At 50.2% G+C, this 16,142-nt stretch carries 12 protein-coding genes; 4 read left to right on the forward strand and 8 right to left on the reverse strand.

Annotated elements, in window-relative coordinates; translation table 11 throughout:
• Window positions 1-16: 16 nt before the first annotated feature.
• The 3 genes from BDT_RS11370 to BDT_RS11380 all read left to right on the forward strand — a co-directional run bounded on the left by BDT_RS11370 (window position 17) and on the right by BDT_RS11380 (window position 3,417).
• The gene (locus BDT_RS11370; RefSeq protein ID WP_235046097.1) at window positions 17-2,323 is read left to right on the forward strand and encodes a penicillin acylase family protein; all 2,307 of its coding nucleotides are present in this window, start codon (window positions 17-19) and stop codon (window positions 2,321-2,323) included.
• Between the two features lie 11 nt (window positions 2,324-2,334).
• Entirely contained in the window at window positions 2,335-2,850 is a 516-nt protein-coding gene (locus tag BDT_RS11375) for a DUF3617 domain-containing protein (protein ID WP_015091389.1), read from the forward strand.
• Between the two features lie 75 nt (window positions 2,851-2,925).
• On the forward strand, window positions 2,926-3,417 hold the full coding sequence (locus BDT_RS11380) for a DUF333 domain-containing protein (RefSeq protein WP_148278808.1): 492 nt from the start codon (window positions 2,926-2,928) through the stop codon (window positions 3,415-3,417).
• Window positions 3,418-3,507: 90 nt separating this feature from the next.
• Here the strand turns inward: BDT_RS11380 and BDT_RS19485 are convergent, their stop codons facing one another.
• The 8 genes from BDT_RS19485 to recG all read right to left on the reverse strand — a co-directional run bounded on the left by BDT_RS19485 (window position 3,508) and on the right by recG (window position 15,215).
• Window positions 3,508-3,630 (reverse strand): hypothetical protein, encoded by a 123-nt coding sequence (locus BDT_RS19485; protein WP_015091391.1) that lies wholly within the window; start codon window positions 3,628-3,630, stop codon window positions 3,508-3,510.
• Window positions 3,630-5,078, reverse strand: coding sequence for a cysteine--tRNA ligase (gene cysS, locus BDT_RS11385; protein WP_015091392.1), 1,449 nt, complete (start codon window positions 5,076-5,078; stop codon window positions 3,630-3,632). Before cysS ends, BDT_RS19485 begins: the two co-directional genes overlap by 1 nt.
• An 11-nt stretch (window positions 5,079-5,089) precedes the next feature.
• Complete coding sequence (gene gltX, locus BDT_RS11390) at window positions 5,090-6,562, reverse strand: glutamate--tRNA ligase (RefSeq protein WP_015091393.1); 1,473 nt, start codon at window positions 6,560-6,562, stop codon at window positions 5,090-5,092.
• A 120-nt stretch (window positions 6,563-6,682) separates the two neighbouring features.
• On the reverse strand, window positions 6,683-7,177 hold the full coding sequence (locus tag BDT_RS11395) for a CarD family transcriptional regulator (RefSeq protein ID WP_011164744.1): 495 nt from the start codon (window positions 7,175-7,177) through the stop codon (window positions 6,683-6,685).
• Between the two features lie 213 nt (window positions 7,178-7,390).
• Window positions 7,391-9,529, reverse strand: coding sequence for a S8 family serine peptidase (locus tag BDT_RS11400; protein ID WP_015091394.1), 2,139 nt, complete (start codon window positions 9,527-9,529; stop codon window positions 7,391-7,393).
• An 85-nt stretch (window positions 9,530-9,614) separates the two neighbouring features.
• Window positions 9,615-10,019 (reverse strand): hypothetical protein, encoded by a 405-nt coding sequence (locus tag BDT_RS11405; protein WP_015091395.1) that lies wholly within the window; start codon window positions 10,017-10,019, stop codon window positions 9,615-9,617.
• 81 nt (window positions 10,020-10,100) lie between these two features.
• Window positions 10,101-13,010: an RCC1 domain-containing protein gene (locus BDT_RS11410; protein ID WP_015091396.1), complete on the reverse strand. Its 2,910-nt coding sequence runs from the start codon at window positions 13,008-13,010 to the stop codon at window positions 10,101-10,103.
• Between the two features lie 117 nt (window positions 13,011-13,127).
• Window positions 13,128-15,215 carry an ATP-dependent DNA helicase RecG gene (gene recG, locus BDT_RS11415; RefSeq protein WP_015091397.1) on the reverse strand — a complete coding sequence of 696 codons (2,088 nt, stop codon included), beginning with the start codon at window positions 15,213-15,215 and terminating at the stop codon, window positions 13,128-13,130.
• Between the two features lie 166 nt (window positions 15,216-15,381).
• Between recG and BDT_RS11420 the strand changes: the two genes are divergently transcribed.
• Window positions 15,382-16,128, forward strand: a complete 747-nt coding sequence (locus BDT_RS11420; protein ID WP_015091398.1) for a class I SAM-dependent methyltransferase — start codon at window positions 15,382-15,384, stop codon at window positions 16,126-16,128.
• Window positions 16,129-16,142 lie beyond the last annotated feature (14 nt).

The raw sequence follows: 16,142 nt of genomic DNA on the forward strand, positions 1-16,142 counted from the left end.
CGCCGACAGTTGAGGAATGAAAACACTCAAACGAAGCCTTCTCGTATTCTTCATCCTGGTTACTGTCTTCTGCTTGGGGGGTTACTTGTTTATGCGCCAGTCCCTGCCGCCTATGGAAGGTTCACTGCCGCTTAAAGGGCTGACTGGGCCCGTGATCGTGATTCGCGATCAATACGGCATTCCTCACATCAAAGCCGCCAGTAAAAAAGACGCCCTGAAAGCACTGGGCTTTGTCATGGCCAGCGAAAGACTTTTCCAAATGGAACTTTCCCGCCGCATGACCCAAGGGGAACTTTCTGAGGTCTTCGGAGAGCTGGCTCTGCCCAGCGACAAGCTGTATCGCAGCCTGATGCTTCGCCGATCTGTCGAGCGCATGCTTGCGAAAGAAAAAGCCGAGGGACGCTTTGATCAAAACATGTGGGACGAGATGGAAGCTTACTTTGAGGGCGTGAATCAATACATCACCACTCAAAAGGCCCCCTATGAAATGACCTTGGTAGGACTAAAACCCCGCCCGTTCTCGCCCTTGGATGCTTATATCATGACCGGCCACATGGCCTACAGCTTTGGAATCGCATTGAAAGCCGATCCTTTAATGACCGAGCTTGCCGGCAAACTTTCTCCAGAATCTTTCCAAGGCCTTCGCAATGTGCCGTTAAAAGCTCCGCTAAAAATCACCAGCCTGCAGGGCGGCTTCACACCGTTCGAGCTGCTGACCGAAAATCTTTTCACCGCTTCCTTTGAAGGCAGCAACGCATGGCTGATTGGACCGGACCGTTCTCAGTCCGGCAAAAGTATCTTCGCCAACGATCCTCACATCGGGTTTTCACACCCGGCAACCTGGGTGGAAGCGCATATACAAACCCCCGAGTTTGAACTTTACGGCCACTATCTGCCCTTGGTGCCGTTTGCCATCCTGGGTCACAGCCGCCAGCACGCCTGGGGCTTCACCATGTCGCTTTCTGACGACATGGATCTTTACGCTGAGACCTTGAACAAAGATAAAAATACCGCCGTCTTTATGGGCAAGGAAGTTCCTTATCAGGAATGGACTGAAACCATCAAAATCAAAGATGCGGATGATCTGGTGCTGAACATGATTGAAACCAATCACGGCCCGATCATGGATGAAACTCTGGAACGCAAAAATCTGGCATTGAAATGGGCGTACCACCGCCCGGAAAACAATCCGATGAAAGCCCTTTTTGAAATGGGCAAAGCGCCGAACATGACAGCCTTTGAAACAGCCCTGCAATATGGAACAGCACCAGGTCTGAATGTCATGTATGCGGATGCCGAAAATATCGCATGGTGGATCTTCGGTGACATTGCCATTAAGAAAAATCCCAACTCGGACATGATTCTGGATGGAGCTTCCGGACTTGAAGAATACGAACGTGTTCTGGCGTGGAAAGACAAACCCCACAAAGTGAATCCTGAAAATGGCATTATCGTAACTGCCAATTCCCGCCCCGAGGGGATTTCTGAAAATATTCGCGGCGACTGGCAGTCTGATGACCGTTACCAAACTTTGCTGCGAGCTTTGGGTGAAAAAGACCTGTGGAGTGCCGATGATGTGCGTGCCCTGCAAACAGACAACTTCAACTATAAAACCCGAGAGCTTTTAGACAAACTGAACGACCATCTGCAACTGGATGAAGTACAGAATCTGAAATATGAAACTGAATTGAACGCGCTGAAAAACTGGAACTTGCGTTCAGACATTCAATCCGTGGAAGCCAGTCTTTACCACCAGTGGAACAACGAGCTGGTATTGCTGCTGCTAAAAGATGTTCCTGAAGAAACGAAGGCCACCTATCTGACCACCCCTTACGCCTGGGCGTTTTACGAGCGCGCCGTTTTGGACGACAGCTCGCCCTGGTGGAAAAACCGCAATCAGGATCAGCTGATCACCCAAGCCTTCGTGACTGCGATTGAAAAAGTGCAGGACATCCCCTGGGGCGAACTGCACACCGTGGAATACAAACATCCACTGGGTCGCAGCTTCCCGCTGGATAAGATCTTCAATCTGGGGCCTTATCCGATGCCGGGCGCTTACAATGAAATCAATAACAACAAGATGCGCGGTCTTGGTGGTGATTTCAAAGTTGTGGCCGGTCCATCCACCCGTCGCGTGATAGATTTTGCCCGTCCACAAACCAGCTGGGGTATCAATCCCATTGGCATTTCCGGACATATCCTGTCACCATTCTACAAAGATCAGGTGCAATTGTTCCTGGATGGAAAATACCGCCCGCAATACATGGCGGCCGAAGACATTGAAAAGAATAAAAAATACGAACTGAAACTGACACCCCAATAACCGGAGGAACCATGAAGTTTCTAATTTTGCTCACCGCACTTTGCACAGCTTCTGCATCATTTGCAGCCTTTGATATCAAGCCCGGCCTGTGGGAAGTAAAAATGCAAATGACCCTGGATGGAAAAGCCTTTGATCCCATGGCGGAAATGAACAAAGCCCTGGAACAACTGCCACCGGAACAAAGAAAAAAGATGGAAGCGATGCTGGCAGGTTCGGACAAGATTCCCGTCACAAAAAATGGCTATCGCATCTGCTATACCGCCGACATGCTGAAGAATCCCAATAAAGTGATGGAAGGAACCAAAGCCTGCACCACCAAGATCACCACGCAAACGGCGAAAAAACTGGCGGGAACTTTTGACTGCCCGAAAGACGATGCCAAGGGTGATTTTGAATGGAATGCCAAATCCAGCAACGAATACGAAGGGCTGATGAACGGCAAAACCAGCAAGGGTAACAACACTCAAATCCGCTATCAGGGTAAGTTTATTTCTGCTGATTGCGGTAAAGTGAAGCCTGTACTTTAGCACCCGATCCGGTCTTGGACTTTCAGCCTTCTTCTTTGGATGCCATATTAGTGGCATTCCATGGAAGGAGGCTTTATGTTTACCAAATCTTTACTGACTGCTTTCACAGCTCTGTTTGCCACGACCGCCTTGGCCTATCCCAATGTCGGCGACAAAGTATCCTGGACAGGCACGATGAGCACCATCAATGGCGAAACCAACGCCGTGAAAATCACTAAAGAAGTCATCGGCCACGACGAAAAAAAGAACATCTGGAAAATCAAAATAGAAGCGGTCGTAGGCACCGACAAAACCAGTGAAACGATGGAGATCTCTGACCTCTATTCACCAGCAAAATACAAAACCCTGATCGCCGACTGCGAGAAAAACGGTGGCACTCTGGAAAAACTGAGCGCCCCGGCGGGAACTTATGACACCTGTAAAATGAGCATGACCATGGCCGATGGCACCATGGTCGAACGCTGGTGGGGCGACATCCCGTTTGGCGTCGTCAGCAAAAACACCCGCGACAGCGGCAAAATGCCGATCTCCAAACCGGATTTAAATTCAATCATCGCGGGATTATAAATGAATGACATCATCCGCCATCGTAGCGGCGGCGGGCCGTATCAAAGTTTGGAAAAATAGAATTTAGTTTCAGGATTTAATTTTCAGAATTCAAATTTCAAAAGTCATGATGGTCACACCGGGCTGATCGGTCCAGAACGCCTGATAGATCCAGTCACCCACCTCCGAAAGCAGTTCCGGATTTTCATATAGATGGCGGATGACCAAGGACACTATTTCGTCACTTCCCAGAAGCTTCCTTCCGGAGTGTCGCTGACAGATATACCCAATGCGGTGATTTTCGCGCGCAATTCATCAGACTTCGCAAAGTCCTTCGCCGCACGGGCCTCACCACGTTCTGCCACCAATGTGTCGACAGCGGATCTTTCAAGATTCATTTTCTTCAGCAACATATCATCAAGCTTGATCAGGAACGCGTGAGCCGGTTCCTGGAACAAACTCATCGTTGAACCCATTTTACGAACGAAGTTATGGAAGGCCAGCGCTTTCCCCTGAATCGCTGGGTTCACTTTCATGCCTCGGCGAACCTGGGCATTGAACTGGCGAACCACTTCAAACATCGCCGCAAACGCATCCGGTGTTCCGAAGTCATGATTCATGGCTTCTTCCACTTTCTTCCAGGCGTCCTGCGTGATTTTCGCAAAAGCAGCATCTTCCTGAGTCACTTCCGGAGTCAGATAACTTTCCGCCATGGAAAGCGCCGAATACACGCGCGACAACCCGCCCACGGCGCGCTCGACGGCTTCATCACCAAAGTCACTCAACGTGCGATAGTGCGCAGACAGAATCATCCATTTGTAGATCTCGGCGTTGTACATCTCCAGGAATTCTCGCATGGTCACGATGTTCCCCAAAGACTTGGACATCTTCTGTCCACCGAAGTTCAGCATGTTGTTGTGCATCCAGTATTTTACGAATGCTTTGCCAGTGCAGCCTTCACTTTGCGCGATTTCGTTTTCGTGGTGTGGGAAGATCAAGTCCATACCGCCACCGTGAATGTCAATTTGATCGCCGAAAAGATTTTTAATCATCGCCGAGCACTCAATGTGCCAGCCCGGACGACCTGGCCCCCAAGGAGACGGCCAGGACACTTCACCCGGCTTTGCCGCTTTCCAAAGGGCAAAGTCCATTGGGTTGCGTTTCTTTTCATCAACTTCCACTCGCGCACCCGCCAGCAAGTCGTCGGTGTTACGACCACTCAGCTTGCCATAGTCCTTGAAGGATTCGATGGAATAAAGAACGTCGCCTTGAGCTTCATAAGCCTTCTTCTGACTGACCAGATTTTCCACCATGGAGCGAATGTCATCCATGTGTTCAGTCACTTTTGGATTCATGTCATGCGGGCGCAGGCCCAGCATTGCGAAATCTTTTTTGTATTCTGCGATGTATTTTTCAGACAATTCAGTCGGGGTCATACCCAGCTCGTTCGCACGATTGATGATCTTGTCATCAACGTCCGTGAAATTCAGAGCGTAGGTTACTTTATAACCAAGATTTTCAAGCCAGTTGCGAACCATGTTAAAGACCACCGGCCCGCGGAAGTTACCCACGTGCAGGAAGTTATAAACAGTCGGACCGCACACATACATTTTCACCTGTCCCGGTGTCAGTGGTGTGAAATCTTCAAGCTGCTTGCTTTGCGAATTGTGAATCTTCAACATAGTTTTTAAACCTACACTTTTGCCAGGGCCTGCTCTGCGCGGGCCACCAACGAGGATTTTTTCATCAAAGGAACCAGAGTCTTCAATTCAGCTCCGTGAGGCTTCCCGATCACCGCCACACGAATTGGCATGAACAGGTGTTTGCCTTTGGAACCCGTCTGGTTTTTCACTTCGTCCTGCATTTTCAGGAACTCTTCTTCTGTCATGAAATCAGAAGGATGGGCCTGAAGCAGGTTTTTCCAGGAAGTCAGAACCGCTTTGGTGGATTCCCACTTCATGGTTTCATCCGCTTCCGGCAGGATCACATAAGATTTGTCATTCAATGGGCGATACAGTTCGATCGCATCGGCCAGAATTTCCATGTACGGCTTGAACAAATCCAGGGACTTGCTTTGCCACGCAGGATCCGCTGGCAGATCCATGTTTTCACGAGCCAAAAACGGCGCTACCGCCTGCCACAACTCTGCATTTGGAAGCGCACGCAAGTGCTGCGCATTCATCCATTTGAATTTCACACGGTCAAAGATCGCGCCGGATGGATTCAAACGGGAAATATCAAACACTTCCAGCATGTCTTTCACCGACAGGATTTCGCGACCCTGAGGATCAGACCAACCCAACAATGCGATGAAGTTCAATACGGCACTTGCCAGGTAACCTTCGTCTTTCAACTGACCGCAAGCCACGGCACCTTTACGCTTGGAAAGTTTTTGGCGGTCTTCATCCAGAATCAAAGCCATGTGGCCGAACTCCGGCGCCTGCCAGTTCATCGCCTCATAGATCATAAGCTGTCTTAGAGTGTTTGGCAGATGCTCTTCCGCACGGAAGACATGGGTCATCTTCATCAGATGGTCATCGACCACGCAGCAGAAGTTGTAAACCGGCATGCCGTCAGAACGAAGCAGAACAAAGTCCCCCACCATGTCAGATGGGAATTTCACTTCGCCACGAACAAGATCGGTGAAGATATAATCTTTCACCAGGTTTTTGGTTTTGAAACGAACCACGGCTTTGTCGCCGGTTTTCAGACGTTCCAAAGCCTGATCCAAAGACCAATCCTGATACGGAGACTGCAAGTGCGCGAAATTTCCAGCTGCGGCTTTTTGCTTTTCAATTTCCTCTTCGGTCATAAAGCAATAGTACGCTTTGCCTTCTTTCAAAAGCTGATCAGCGATTTCTTTGTAGATATGCAGGCGCTCACTTTGACGGTAAGGACCGTTGGGGCCCACGTCTTTCAACGTCACCGGATCCACACCCTCGTCCCATTTCAAACCCAGCCAAACCAGGTCATCAACAACCCCACGCAGGGATTCTTGAGTGGAACGGGCTTCATCCGTGTCTTCGATACGCAGGATGAACTCACCGCCATTTTTCTTGGCAAAAAGATAGTTATAAAGCGCGGTTCTTGCGCCACCCACGTGCAGGTAACCCGTTGGGGACGGAGCAAAACGAACACGAACATGCGGAGAGATTTTCGAGGACATGCGGAACTCCAAAGCTGGGAAAGGCCTTAAAAAACAAAAAGGGCCTGGTCATTAAACCAAGCCCCGAATTTATTATGTTTTTTGAAAGTCGTCCAGCCTTTCTCGGCTGGTTAAAAAAGCCTAACCCGTGATACCGAAGATGGCTTTAACTTCTTCCTCTTTGAACAGCTCTTCCTGGCTGGTCGCCAAAGTCAGCTCTTTCAAAAGCAGGCTGCGCGCAGAATCAAGCATCTTGCGCTCACCGAAGGAAAGCTCTTTGTCCGCTTTCAAAAGGAACAAATCGCGTAAAACTTCAGCAATCTCGAATACGGAACCCGTTTTGATCTTCTCCATGTACTCGCGATAACGGCGATTCCATGTCTGGTTGTCGATCTTGATGTCTTTTTCTTTAAGGATTCCAACAACTCGGGATGCTTCGGATTTGGAGATGATAGGACGCAGACCCGCGGACTTCACGTTCGTGGTAGGGATCATGATCTTCAGACCCGTGTCCACCAACTGCATGTTGTAGAACGTAGTCTTAGTACCAAGCATCTCTTTGGTTTCAATAGAAACCACTTTAACAACGCCGTATCCAGGATAAACTGCATTATCACCGACATCAAACGTCTGCATTCACGAACCTCCCCAAGGGTAAAGGGACACATCCTTAGGCCTAGACCTTTGGACAGACTTGCAACCTCGACAGTTCTATCAAATTTGACACGAGTTATCAAACGGGAGCAGCGCATTGGAAATTATTTCAGAGCCCTTTGAAAAGCAAAAAAGGCCCGGGGTCACCCGAGCCTTTTAATAGTATTTTCAATTACTTACAATGCCTAATGTGACCTATTTAGCCGTATAGACTAGAGCATAAGCTTGAGCCCCGTTCTTACCTTGCGGAACTTTAAAGCCTTTTACAGTCAGCTTGTAAGTACCCGCCGGCAGGCCGGACTTTTCGATCATCTCAAGGTTGTTGATGTGATCGTTCATGCTCAGGGTCTGACCATTTGGCAAAGTCAGAACCAGATCCAAGTCATTCACCAACGCTTGGGCCGCATTCGCCGAACCCGGCGCATCCGTCCAAACAAGGTTCGCATACAGGCTGCCTGGCGCATTCAAAGTAAATTCGTAGGAAACCTCAGCTCCTTGAGCCACACCCTGACGGTTGTCGACGAACTGTGTAGCACCACCCAAGTTGGCGATGTTAGCCACATCCACGCGACCGTATCCTTCATCAGAGTTCGGACGACGAGTCAGGATCTCTTGACCACGAGCCGCACCGATTTCACCGAACTGACCTGGGTACATATCAACCGCAGTGTGAAGCATAGTTGCCTTCATCAAAGCAGCCGATGGGTTTTTGATGCCCAATTTTTCAACAAGAACCTGACGAGCAATCGCCGCAGCACCCGCCGTCAACGGAGTCGCCATGGACGTACCACCAGACCATACATAGTCTTTGTTGTAAGCGCCCCAAAGTGGAGAAGCGTCTTTTTCCTGAGAGAACACACTCAGGATATTAGTCCCCGGAGCCACGATATCAGGCTTCGTACGACCATCTGTCGTTGGACCACGGGACGAGAACATCGCCAAACCGTTGCCATTGTCAGAAATGTAAGAGCTGTAGATTGGTTCAGCCGGCCACTCGTCTTTTGCAGAACGAAGTTTGTTAATTGGAACCTGAATACCACCGGATTTGGTGACGTTTTCAGAAGCGCCCACAGTCAAAACGTTCTTCGCTGTGCCCGGAGAAGCCATGGAGTTGGAATCAATACGGCCGTCTTTGTTTTTGTCGGTACCGCTGTTACCAGCCGCAAACAGAATCAACATGTCCGGATTCGCGTAAGACCATTCGTCCACTTGAACTGCGAAGTTATCATAAGCACCGAAGGTACGAGCACCACCCCAAGAGTTGGTATGAATGCGGGCGCCATCAGCGAACGCTTTTTCAAACAAATCCCCTAGTTTGGATGGAACACTCAAGTTCTTCATCATCGGGGACCACATGCCTTCAGCGACCATGTTAGCTTCATAAGCGCCGCCTTTCAGCAAGCCTTTGGAAGCAGTACCACGACCCATCACAGATCCGGCAACGTGAGTGCCGTGACCCATTGGATCAGACCATGATTTAGACCACAAACCGAACGGATAACCAGAGATCACGCCCCCTGCGAAATCCTGGTGGATCGCGCCGGTGTTACCGGAATCAAGACCTGTATCCGCCATGGAAACAGTCTGACCTTTACCTGCATAACCCAAAGCCCAAGCTGCATCGAAATTCATCAAACGAGTGCCGGACTCATCACCCGTCAGGTCTGAATAATCACCCGCTGCAGTTGCAGAAACCTGATCTGCCAGGTCTTCATCCATCGCGAAGTGCAAGGATTCAATCACTGGAGCCGGTTGAACGTGCTCAACACCCGTCAAAGCAGCCACCGCCGGAACAAGCCCGCGAGGAATCAAAGCAGTGATGTGCTTTCCATCAACAACTTGAACCGCTACTTTAACATCCATTTTTTCAATTTTAGAGGCGATCACTTCCACTTCATGGGATTTGAAAGTGTTCACAAGAACTGCAACCATGTTGTCTTTAGTAAAGACGCTGGCTGGAGCAAAAGAAGTGCTCACTTTATATTGAGCGGAGTATTTCACCACGGCCTGAACACCAGGGTGAGTCGTTTTGAAAGTCACAAGATCAGAGTAGATCCCGCGAACAACCAAAGCATCATCAGGAAGATAGCCGAACACTTCAAACTGAGCTGCCTTCAGGGCTGCTTTGTCTTTTTCAGTCACCGCTTTTTTGAACTGAACGATGTATTCAGTTTCTTTGGCTTCCATCATCCAGGAAGCAGCGTAGTTGCTGGTAAGTTTGTTGGTGTCGATAGCGCCCGCATTGAATTTCAATACCGTGCCTGCTTGTGCTGCGCAGACAGAAAGAACTGCCGCGACCGTAGAGACCGTGATGCCCTTCACAAGATGATTCATAATACCCCCTCTGAGTACAAAATCAGATCACGACCGAAGTCCAGTCGCAAGGGGTACTTAGTATATTGATGCGCTGAGTGATTTTTTAAAGCTGATGAGCCATCACTGCCAGAGAAAGATTCCCTGCCGTGCGACCTTTGGAATTCATGCCAAATTCCATCTCTTGATTGTCAGGAGCAAAAATCTGAGCGCGTTCCGCGAGTTTCTTTTGCCCACGCACACGTTTTGTCACGGTCACATCCATATAAAGACCGTCTTTTTTATTCACTTGGGATTTGCGAGCAAACACTTCCACCAGTGTTTCGCTTTGTCCATCGTCAGAGATTTCACTGACGAAGCTTTTCTTGCCGGATTTTGCAACCGTATTGATAGAAATAGGAGAAGCCCCCTTCAAACCGACGCGCATATTCACCTTGTAAGAAGGTGCCGCCGCCAATGACTGAAGAGAGAATAAAACTGTTGCCGTAACTACGCTGAAGATCAATTTCATAAGAGCACATCCTTGTGATCTAAGAAAAGGATGACAAACAAAATTCGCGGATGCAACAGCAAAATGTTCCGCTATTTTTTCTTAGAAACCAGTGATCAGCGTTGGCGTTGTCGGATCAGCTGCGCCCGGTGTCGGCGGAAGTGCTGATTGGCCGTTATTATTGCCGCCCCAGCAGAAGAGTTTCCCTGCATTCACCGCGCACACATTTCTTTCACCGATTGAAACTTTTTGCCAATTGGCGGAAGTTCCCAGCTGAATCGGAACAACTTCTGCGCCCGTGAAGGCCGAGCCATTCCCCTGCTGCCCCCAGCCATCAGAACCCCAGCAGAACAGTTTGCCGCCATCAATGCCACAGACAGCACTATTTTCAAAGCCCGAGGCAATCTCAGTCCAAGATGACGAGACGCCCACACGCTGCGGAGTCGATGCATCAACCATGCTTCCGGTCCCCAAAGCCCCCTGATAGGATCCACCCCAACAGTAAAGCTGACCTGAGCGAATACCACACGTATGCAGGTTGCCTGCCACAACGGCGGTCCAATCAGAATCAGAGCCCACTCGGACCGGCGTGTGGGAAGAAGTGTTATTACCGTCACCCAATTCCCCGTCATCGCCGTAGCCCCAGCAATACAGTTTGCCGTCATCGATACCGCAGGAATGATAGGAGCTGATCCCCACGGCATGCCATTTATCAGAAGTGCTAACTTGAGTAGGCTCTTCCACCAAAGGCACCGTGGCCGGATCAGCCGCCATCTGCCCGTCAGAGTTCTGCCCCCAACAATACATTTTTCCACCGTTGATTCCGCACAACTGCCCGGAACCCGCGGCAATGGCCGTCCACGCCTTGGAAGACCCCACGCGCGCTGGAATTTGCGACAAAGGCGAAACACTCATCGGCATAAAGCCACCGCCGCCCGGAGGAGGTGGTGGTGGAGGTGGGCCTCCCCCACCAAAATCAAATCCGACATTCAAGCCCCAGCAGTACAATTCACCCTCTTTAATGCCGCAGGTATGCGGCCCACCACTGGCGATTTTCTGCCAGGCTTTGGAATTTCCAACTTGCTGAGGAACAATAGTGGACGTCAAAGATCCATTGTCATTTTGCCCCAACTGGAATGTTGAGTTATCACCCCAGCAGTACAGGCGACCCGCATTGATCGCACATGAATGACCATATCCCGCACTTGGCAAAGACCAAGTTGAAGACAACCCCACGCGGTGAGGTTTGTGGGCAATCTCAGCCCGATCCTCGCCCAATCCAATATAGTTAATAGTGTTTTCTTCATGCGCCCAACACAACACAGAGCCGTTGTTAATCCCGCAGGTCATATAATAGCTTGTGCTGATTTTATTCCAGGTGCTGTCCGAACCGATGCGAGTAGGCTCCCAAACTTCGTCCTGATAACTGACAGCGCCCCAACAATAAAGATCGCCACCGTTACGAATACCGCATGTGTGATTGCCTCCACCAGTCAGACTTTCCCAGTCACCGAAAGAGCCCACTTGTGAAATCGCGCCGATGATATTCCCAGCTTCGGCCTCGCCCAAGCCCAGCTCGCCGTCCGAGTTGTCACCCCAGCAGTAAAGTTTGCCATCGTTGATACCACACGTGTGATCCGAACCGCCGACAACATCTTCCCATGTAGTGGAAACACCCACCTGCAGAATGGTCTGCTGGCGGGTCGTGCTGGCATTATTACCCAATTGTTTGCGGGCCCCGCCTCCCCAACAATACAACTTCCCGGAATCGATACCGCACACATGCGATGCCCCGGCAGAAATCTTCTGCCAGGTTGTGCTAGCGCCAATTCTTGTGGGACTGTATTTTGTCAGAATATCTCCGGTGGCGAGCTGACCAAACTGGTTATAACCCCAGCAATAAAGCTCACCGGATCTGATACCGCACGAGAAATGCGCCCCGCCTGTCAAATCCTGCCAGTCCGAGTTGCCTCCCACTTGAGTGGGCTCTGTGACTTCCGCTGGCAGTGTTGATCCCGTCGCAGAACGACCGGAATCGTTACGTCCCCAACAATAGAGTTTGCCATCGTTGATGCCGCAAGTTCCCTCATCACTCAAAGCCACCTTTTGCCACGTTGTGGAGCTTCCCACACGGACAGGCTTTGTGCGATTGTCCTGATCGCCGGCCCCCAAGCCCAGGCGGTATTTATCGTTGTTACCCCAACAATAAAGTTTACCTGACGTGATCGCGCAGACGTGAGTATCACCGGCATCGATTTCCTGAAAGACTTGCGCCGGAGCACCGGCGCCAAGTTCCAACGGAATGGCCAATTCAATTTTTGGTTTAAGCCCACTCATACCACTGTTAAGCTGAATGGTTTGATGTTCGGCGGATGACAAAGAAAGCCCCGCTTGCAAAGTCAGGGGAATACTGACCGAAGTAGCACCGGCAGGAACCAGAATCTTCCCGGTGTTCAAACCGTTAAACAGCGCAGATTCGGAGTTGGCTGAATATATAGAGTAATCAAGATAAGTTGCAAAGGGCGCCGGAGCTGACAGGTTCAACACTGTCGTTTGTGTTGGCGCACCGGAATCAAAGCTGAAGTTTTCCTGGGAAAGAGTCAGCTGCAGGCTGTTTTGCACTCCCAGACTGACAACGCCGGAAACCGCAGAGTAAGAACCTTGAATCACCTTGACTTTAAAATCACAGGTCTCGCCCGAGACTTTGTCGATCACACCGGAAATCCAGCCTTCATCGCTGATCGCCAGCCCCGCGCAAGTGCTGTCTTCCAAAGAAAGTGTCATCGTGCTGAATACGGACATGGCACTGGAAATACCACTGACCTGAACTTGTCCATAATAGGGGAATGATTCCGGAACATCCGTCGGCAAATCGGAAAGTTTAAAGCTGACGTCGGAAGAACCACTGTCCGTGGACTTCATCCGTTCGAAAAATTCTGCATCCAGCGAACACGCGGTGAGCAGCAGAAAACTGATTGCAATGAGCAGATTGCGGATATAGTTCGTGGTCATTCCAATTCCTTAAGACGTTCAGTTAGGATCCAAATATTGATCGGTCCTTAACAACACGCACTTAAGTCATTTTCTCAGAGTGACACACGAATATTTCAAACAGGAAAGGTGTTCATATTAGGCGATACCCGCAAGCGCTGCGGGCCCGTGCTCACGCAACAGCTCGGCCTTCAACCCTTGATTCTCTAAATATGAGAGTTTTGGATCTTTGCGCAAAACTTCAAAGGCCGCTTCACGCGCCTCTTGCAAGATGGCCATATCACGCACCAGATTTGCCAGCTTAAAGCCGGAAAGGCCCGACTGCCTGGTCCCCATGAATTCACCAGGCCCGCGCATTTCAAGATCGAACTCGGCGATCTTAAATCCGTCTGATGTCTTTTCCATCATCTCGGTGCGGGCTTTGCCTTCTTCAGAAACCGCATAGCCCATGATCAGAATACAGAAGCTTTTGTATTCTCCCCGGCCTACGCGACCGCGCAACTGGTGCAGCTGCGACAGACCAAAGCGCTCAGCGTGTTCGATGATCATGATATTGGCATTCGGCACGTCGACACCGACTTCAATGACGGTGGTTGAAACCAGCACTTGAATTTCATTTCTGCGAAACTGATCCATGACCTGATCTTTTTCGTCAGGTTTCATCTTCCCGTGCAAAAGACCAATTTTCAGCTGCGGATAAAGCTCTTTCAGTTTTTCGTATTCTGAAACCGCATCTTTCAAGTCGATCTTTTCGCTTTCCTCCACCAGAGGATACACGATATAGGCCTGTCGGCCTTTTTGCACTTGTTCCAACATGAACTGCAGGGCTTGAGGGCGTTTGCTTTCAAATGTGGCGCGCGTTTGGATAGGGCTTCGACCTGCCGGCATTTCATCGATAATGGAAACATCCAAGTCCCCGTACACTGTCATCGCCAGTGTCCTTGGGATCGGAGTTGCCGTCATCACCAGGAAGTGCGGCGAGTTGCCTTTGTTTTTCAAAACCCCGCGCTGTTCAACCCCGAATCTATGTTGTTCATCGATGATCACAAGCCCCAGATTTGAGAATTGCACTTCATCTTCGATCAAAGCATGGGTGCCGATAATCAAGTCAATCTCTCCGGCTGCCAAAGCGGCCAGCAAAGTTTTTCTTTCAGAGGCTTTGGATTTACCCACCAGCAGCCCCAGCCGGATACCCAAGGGCTCAAGCACCTTGCGCGCATTTTTAAAGTGCTGTTCAGCCAGGATTTCTGTCGGCGCCATCAAACAGGATTGATAACCGCTTTCTGCGGCATAGATGGCAGCCATAAAGCTTACAAGAGTCTTTCCGCTTCCCACGTCCCCTTGAACCATTCGATGCATAGGGTGACCTTTTTCCAGATCGGCTTTGATTTCAGTAAAGACGCGCTTTTGTGCGCCCGTCATTTCAAATGGCAACGATTGAAGCAATGCCCGCATCTTTTCGCCCGAGTTTCTGATTTGCGGAGCGCCTTCTTTCTGGAAGCCTGCTTTTTTTGAAGCCAGGTAAAGCTCCAACCAGAAGAACTCATCAAAGATGATGCGTTTTTGAGCATTGGTTTTAAATTCGGAATATTCCTTGGCCTTGTTCGGATCCGGAAAATGGATGTCCTTCAAAGCGTCTTTGCGCGGAATCAGATTGTACTTTTCGCGCATCCATTTGGGGAAGGCCTCTTCCGGCCACTCTTCAATTTGCGCAAACGCGGAACGAACAAGCTTCATGATCTTGGCCGTGGCAAGGCCTTCGATTTCCGTATACAGCGGAATCAGCGCATCCTGGGTTTCTTCATCAGGCTCCACATCCTTGATATCAGGATGATGGAATTCCAAACGACCGCGGTACTCGGTGACTTTTCCCACCACGCGAACTTCGGTGAAGGGCTTAAAGCGTTCAAAGTAGCCTTTGTAAGGCACACGGAAATATTTGCAGTGAATCTGACCTGAGGCATCCCTGACCAGAACGTCATACATCTTACGCGCCGAACGCCCCATGTTCACACTGTGAACGGCAACGACCGTGGCCTTGATGCTGACAATGTCATCCGGGCGCAGGCTTGAAATGTTTCTGGCTGCGCGCTGGTCTTCGTAGGCTCGGGGATAGAACTCAAAAAGGTCCCCCAAGGTCTTTAGACCTTTACGGGAAAACAGATCCCCTAATTTGGGACCTACACCTTTAAGAAATTGTATTTGCGTATCCAGACGAAGAGGCATGCAGGGATTATGACCCATTCACCGGGATTTCGGCAACTGCCGAACCCCCGGCAACGCAGCCTGCCGGGAACCCGGCGGGGGCTGTTTCAGCTCGAAATTAAGCCCTTTACAGAGCGAAATCCGCTGGCACCGCCTGTGCTTTATAGGTTGGCATAAAGGAGATCTTATGAAAGCTCAATACCAACAATTCATCCGCACTCACAATCACAAAACTGCCATCAACGGTGAAAACCTGGTGGCCCTGAACGGCCTGACTGAACGCAATCACGTCGAGTACCTGCAAGATGTCTGCGCTGATCTGTTCCCGAACCCACAAGGATTGAAGGCTTTGGATATGGGGGCAGCTCATGGAGTTTGCGCCATGGCTCTGGCCGAACTGGGCATGCAAGTGGCGGCTTACGACATGTACCGTTCTTCTGTGGCGATTGTTCACAAAATGGCGATGGAGCAGCACTTGAATATTTCCTTCCGCGTGGGCGGCAGCCTGCAAATCGAGCAGCTGCAGGAAAAATTCGATCTGATCCACGATCGTGACTGCCTGACTCACATTCCACTGCCACTGGATCGTGCGCGCTTCCTGCAAAGCCTTCGTAAAATGCTGGCTGAAGATGGCAAACTGGTGATTCGCACCTGCATCCTAAGCCCGCAGTTCGATCCGGATGACAGCTTCGAGTCCATTTGCCTGGATGCCGACTATATCTTGTGGAGACAAACTCCAGAATCAGATGCTCCGGGTGTGGTTGCCATGAATGGCCGTCACTGGACAGCACAAAAAAGACTGCCACCCGCTGAAGTGATTCGTCAGGAACTGTGCCGCGCTGGCTTCATGATTCTGGACGAAGAAATCGAGCTGGTTCCCGGTAACAACCCATCCATCCTTCGACTTGTCGTCACTAGCGCCCCTGGGCGCTAGTTTTTTTACGGAGA

This window comes from Bdellovibrio bacteriovorus str. Tiberius (assembly GCF_000317895.1).
In the GTDB taxonomy this organism is placed as follows: Bacteria; Bdellovibrionota; Bdellovibrionia; order Bdellovibrionales; family Bdellovibrionaceae; genus Bdellovibrio; species Bdellovibrio bacteriovorus_F.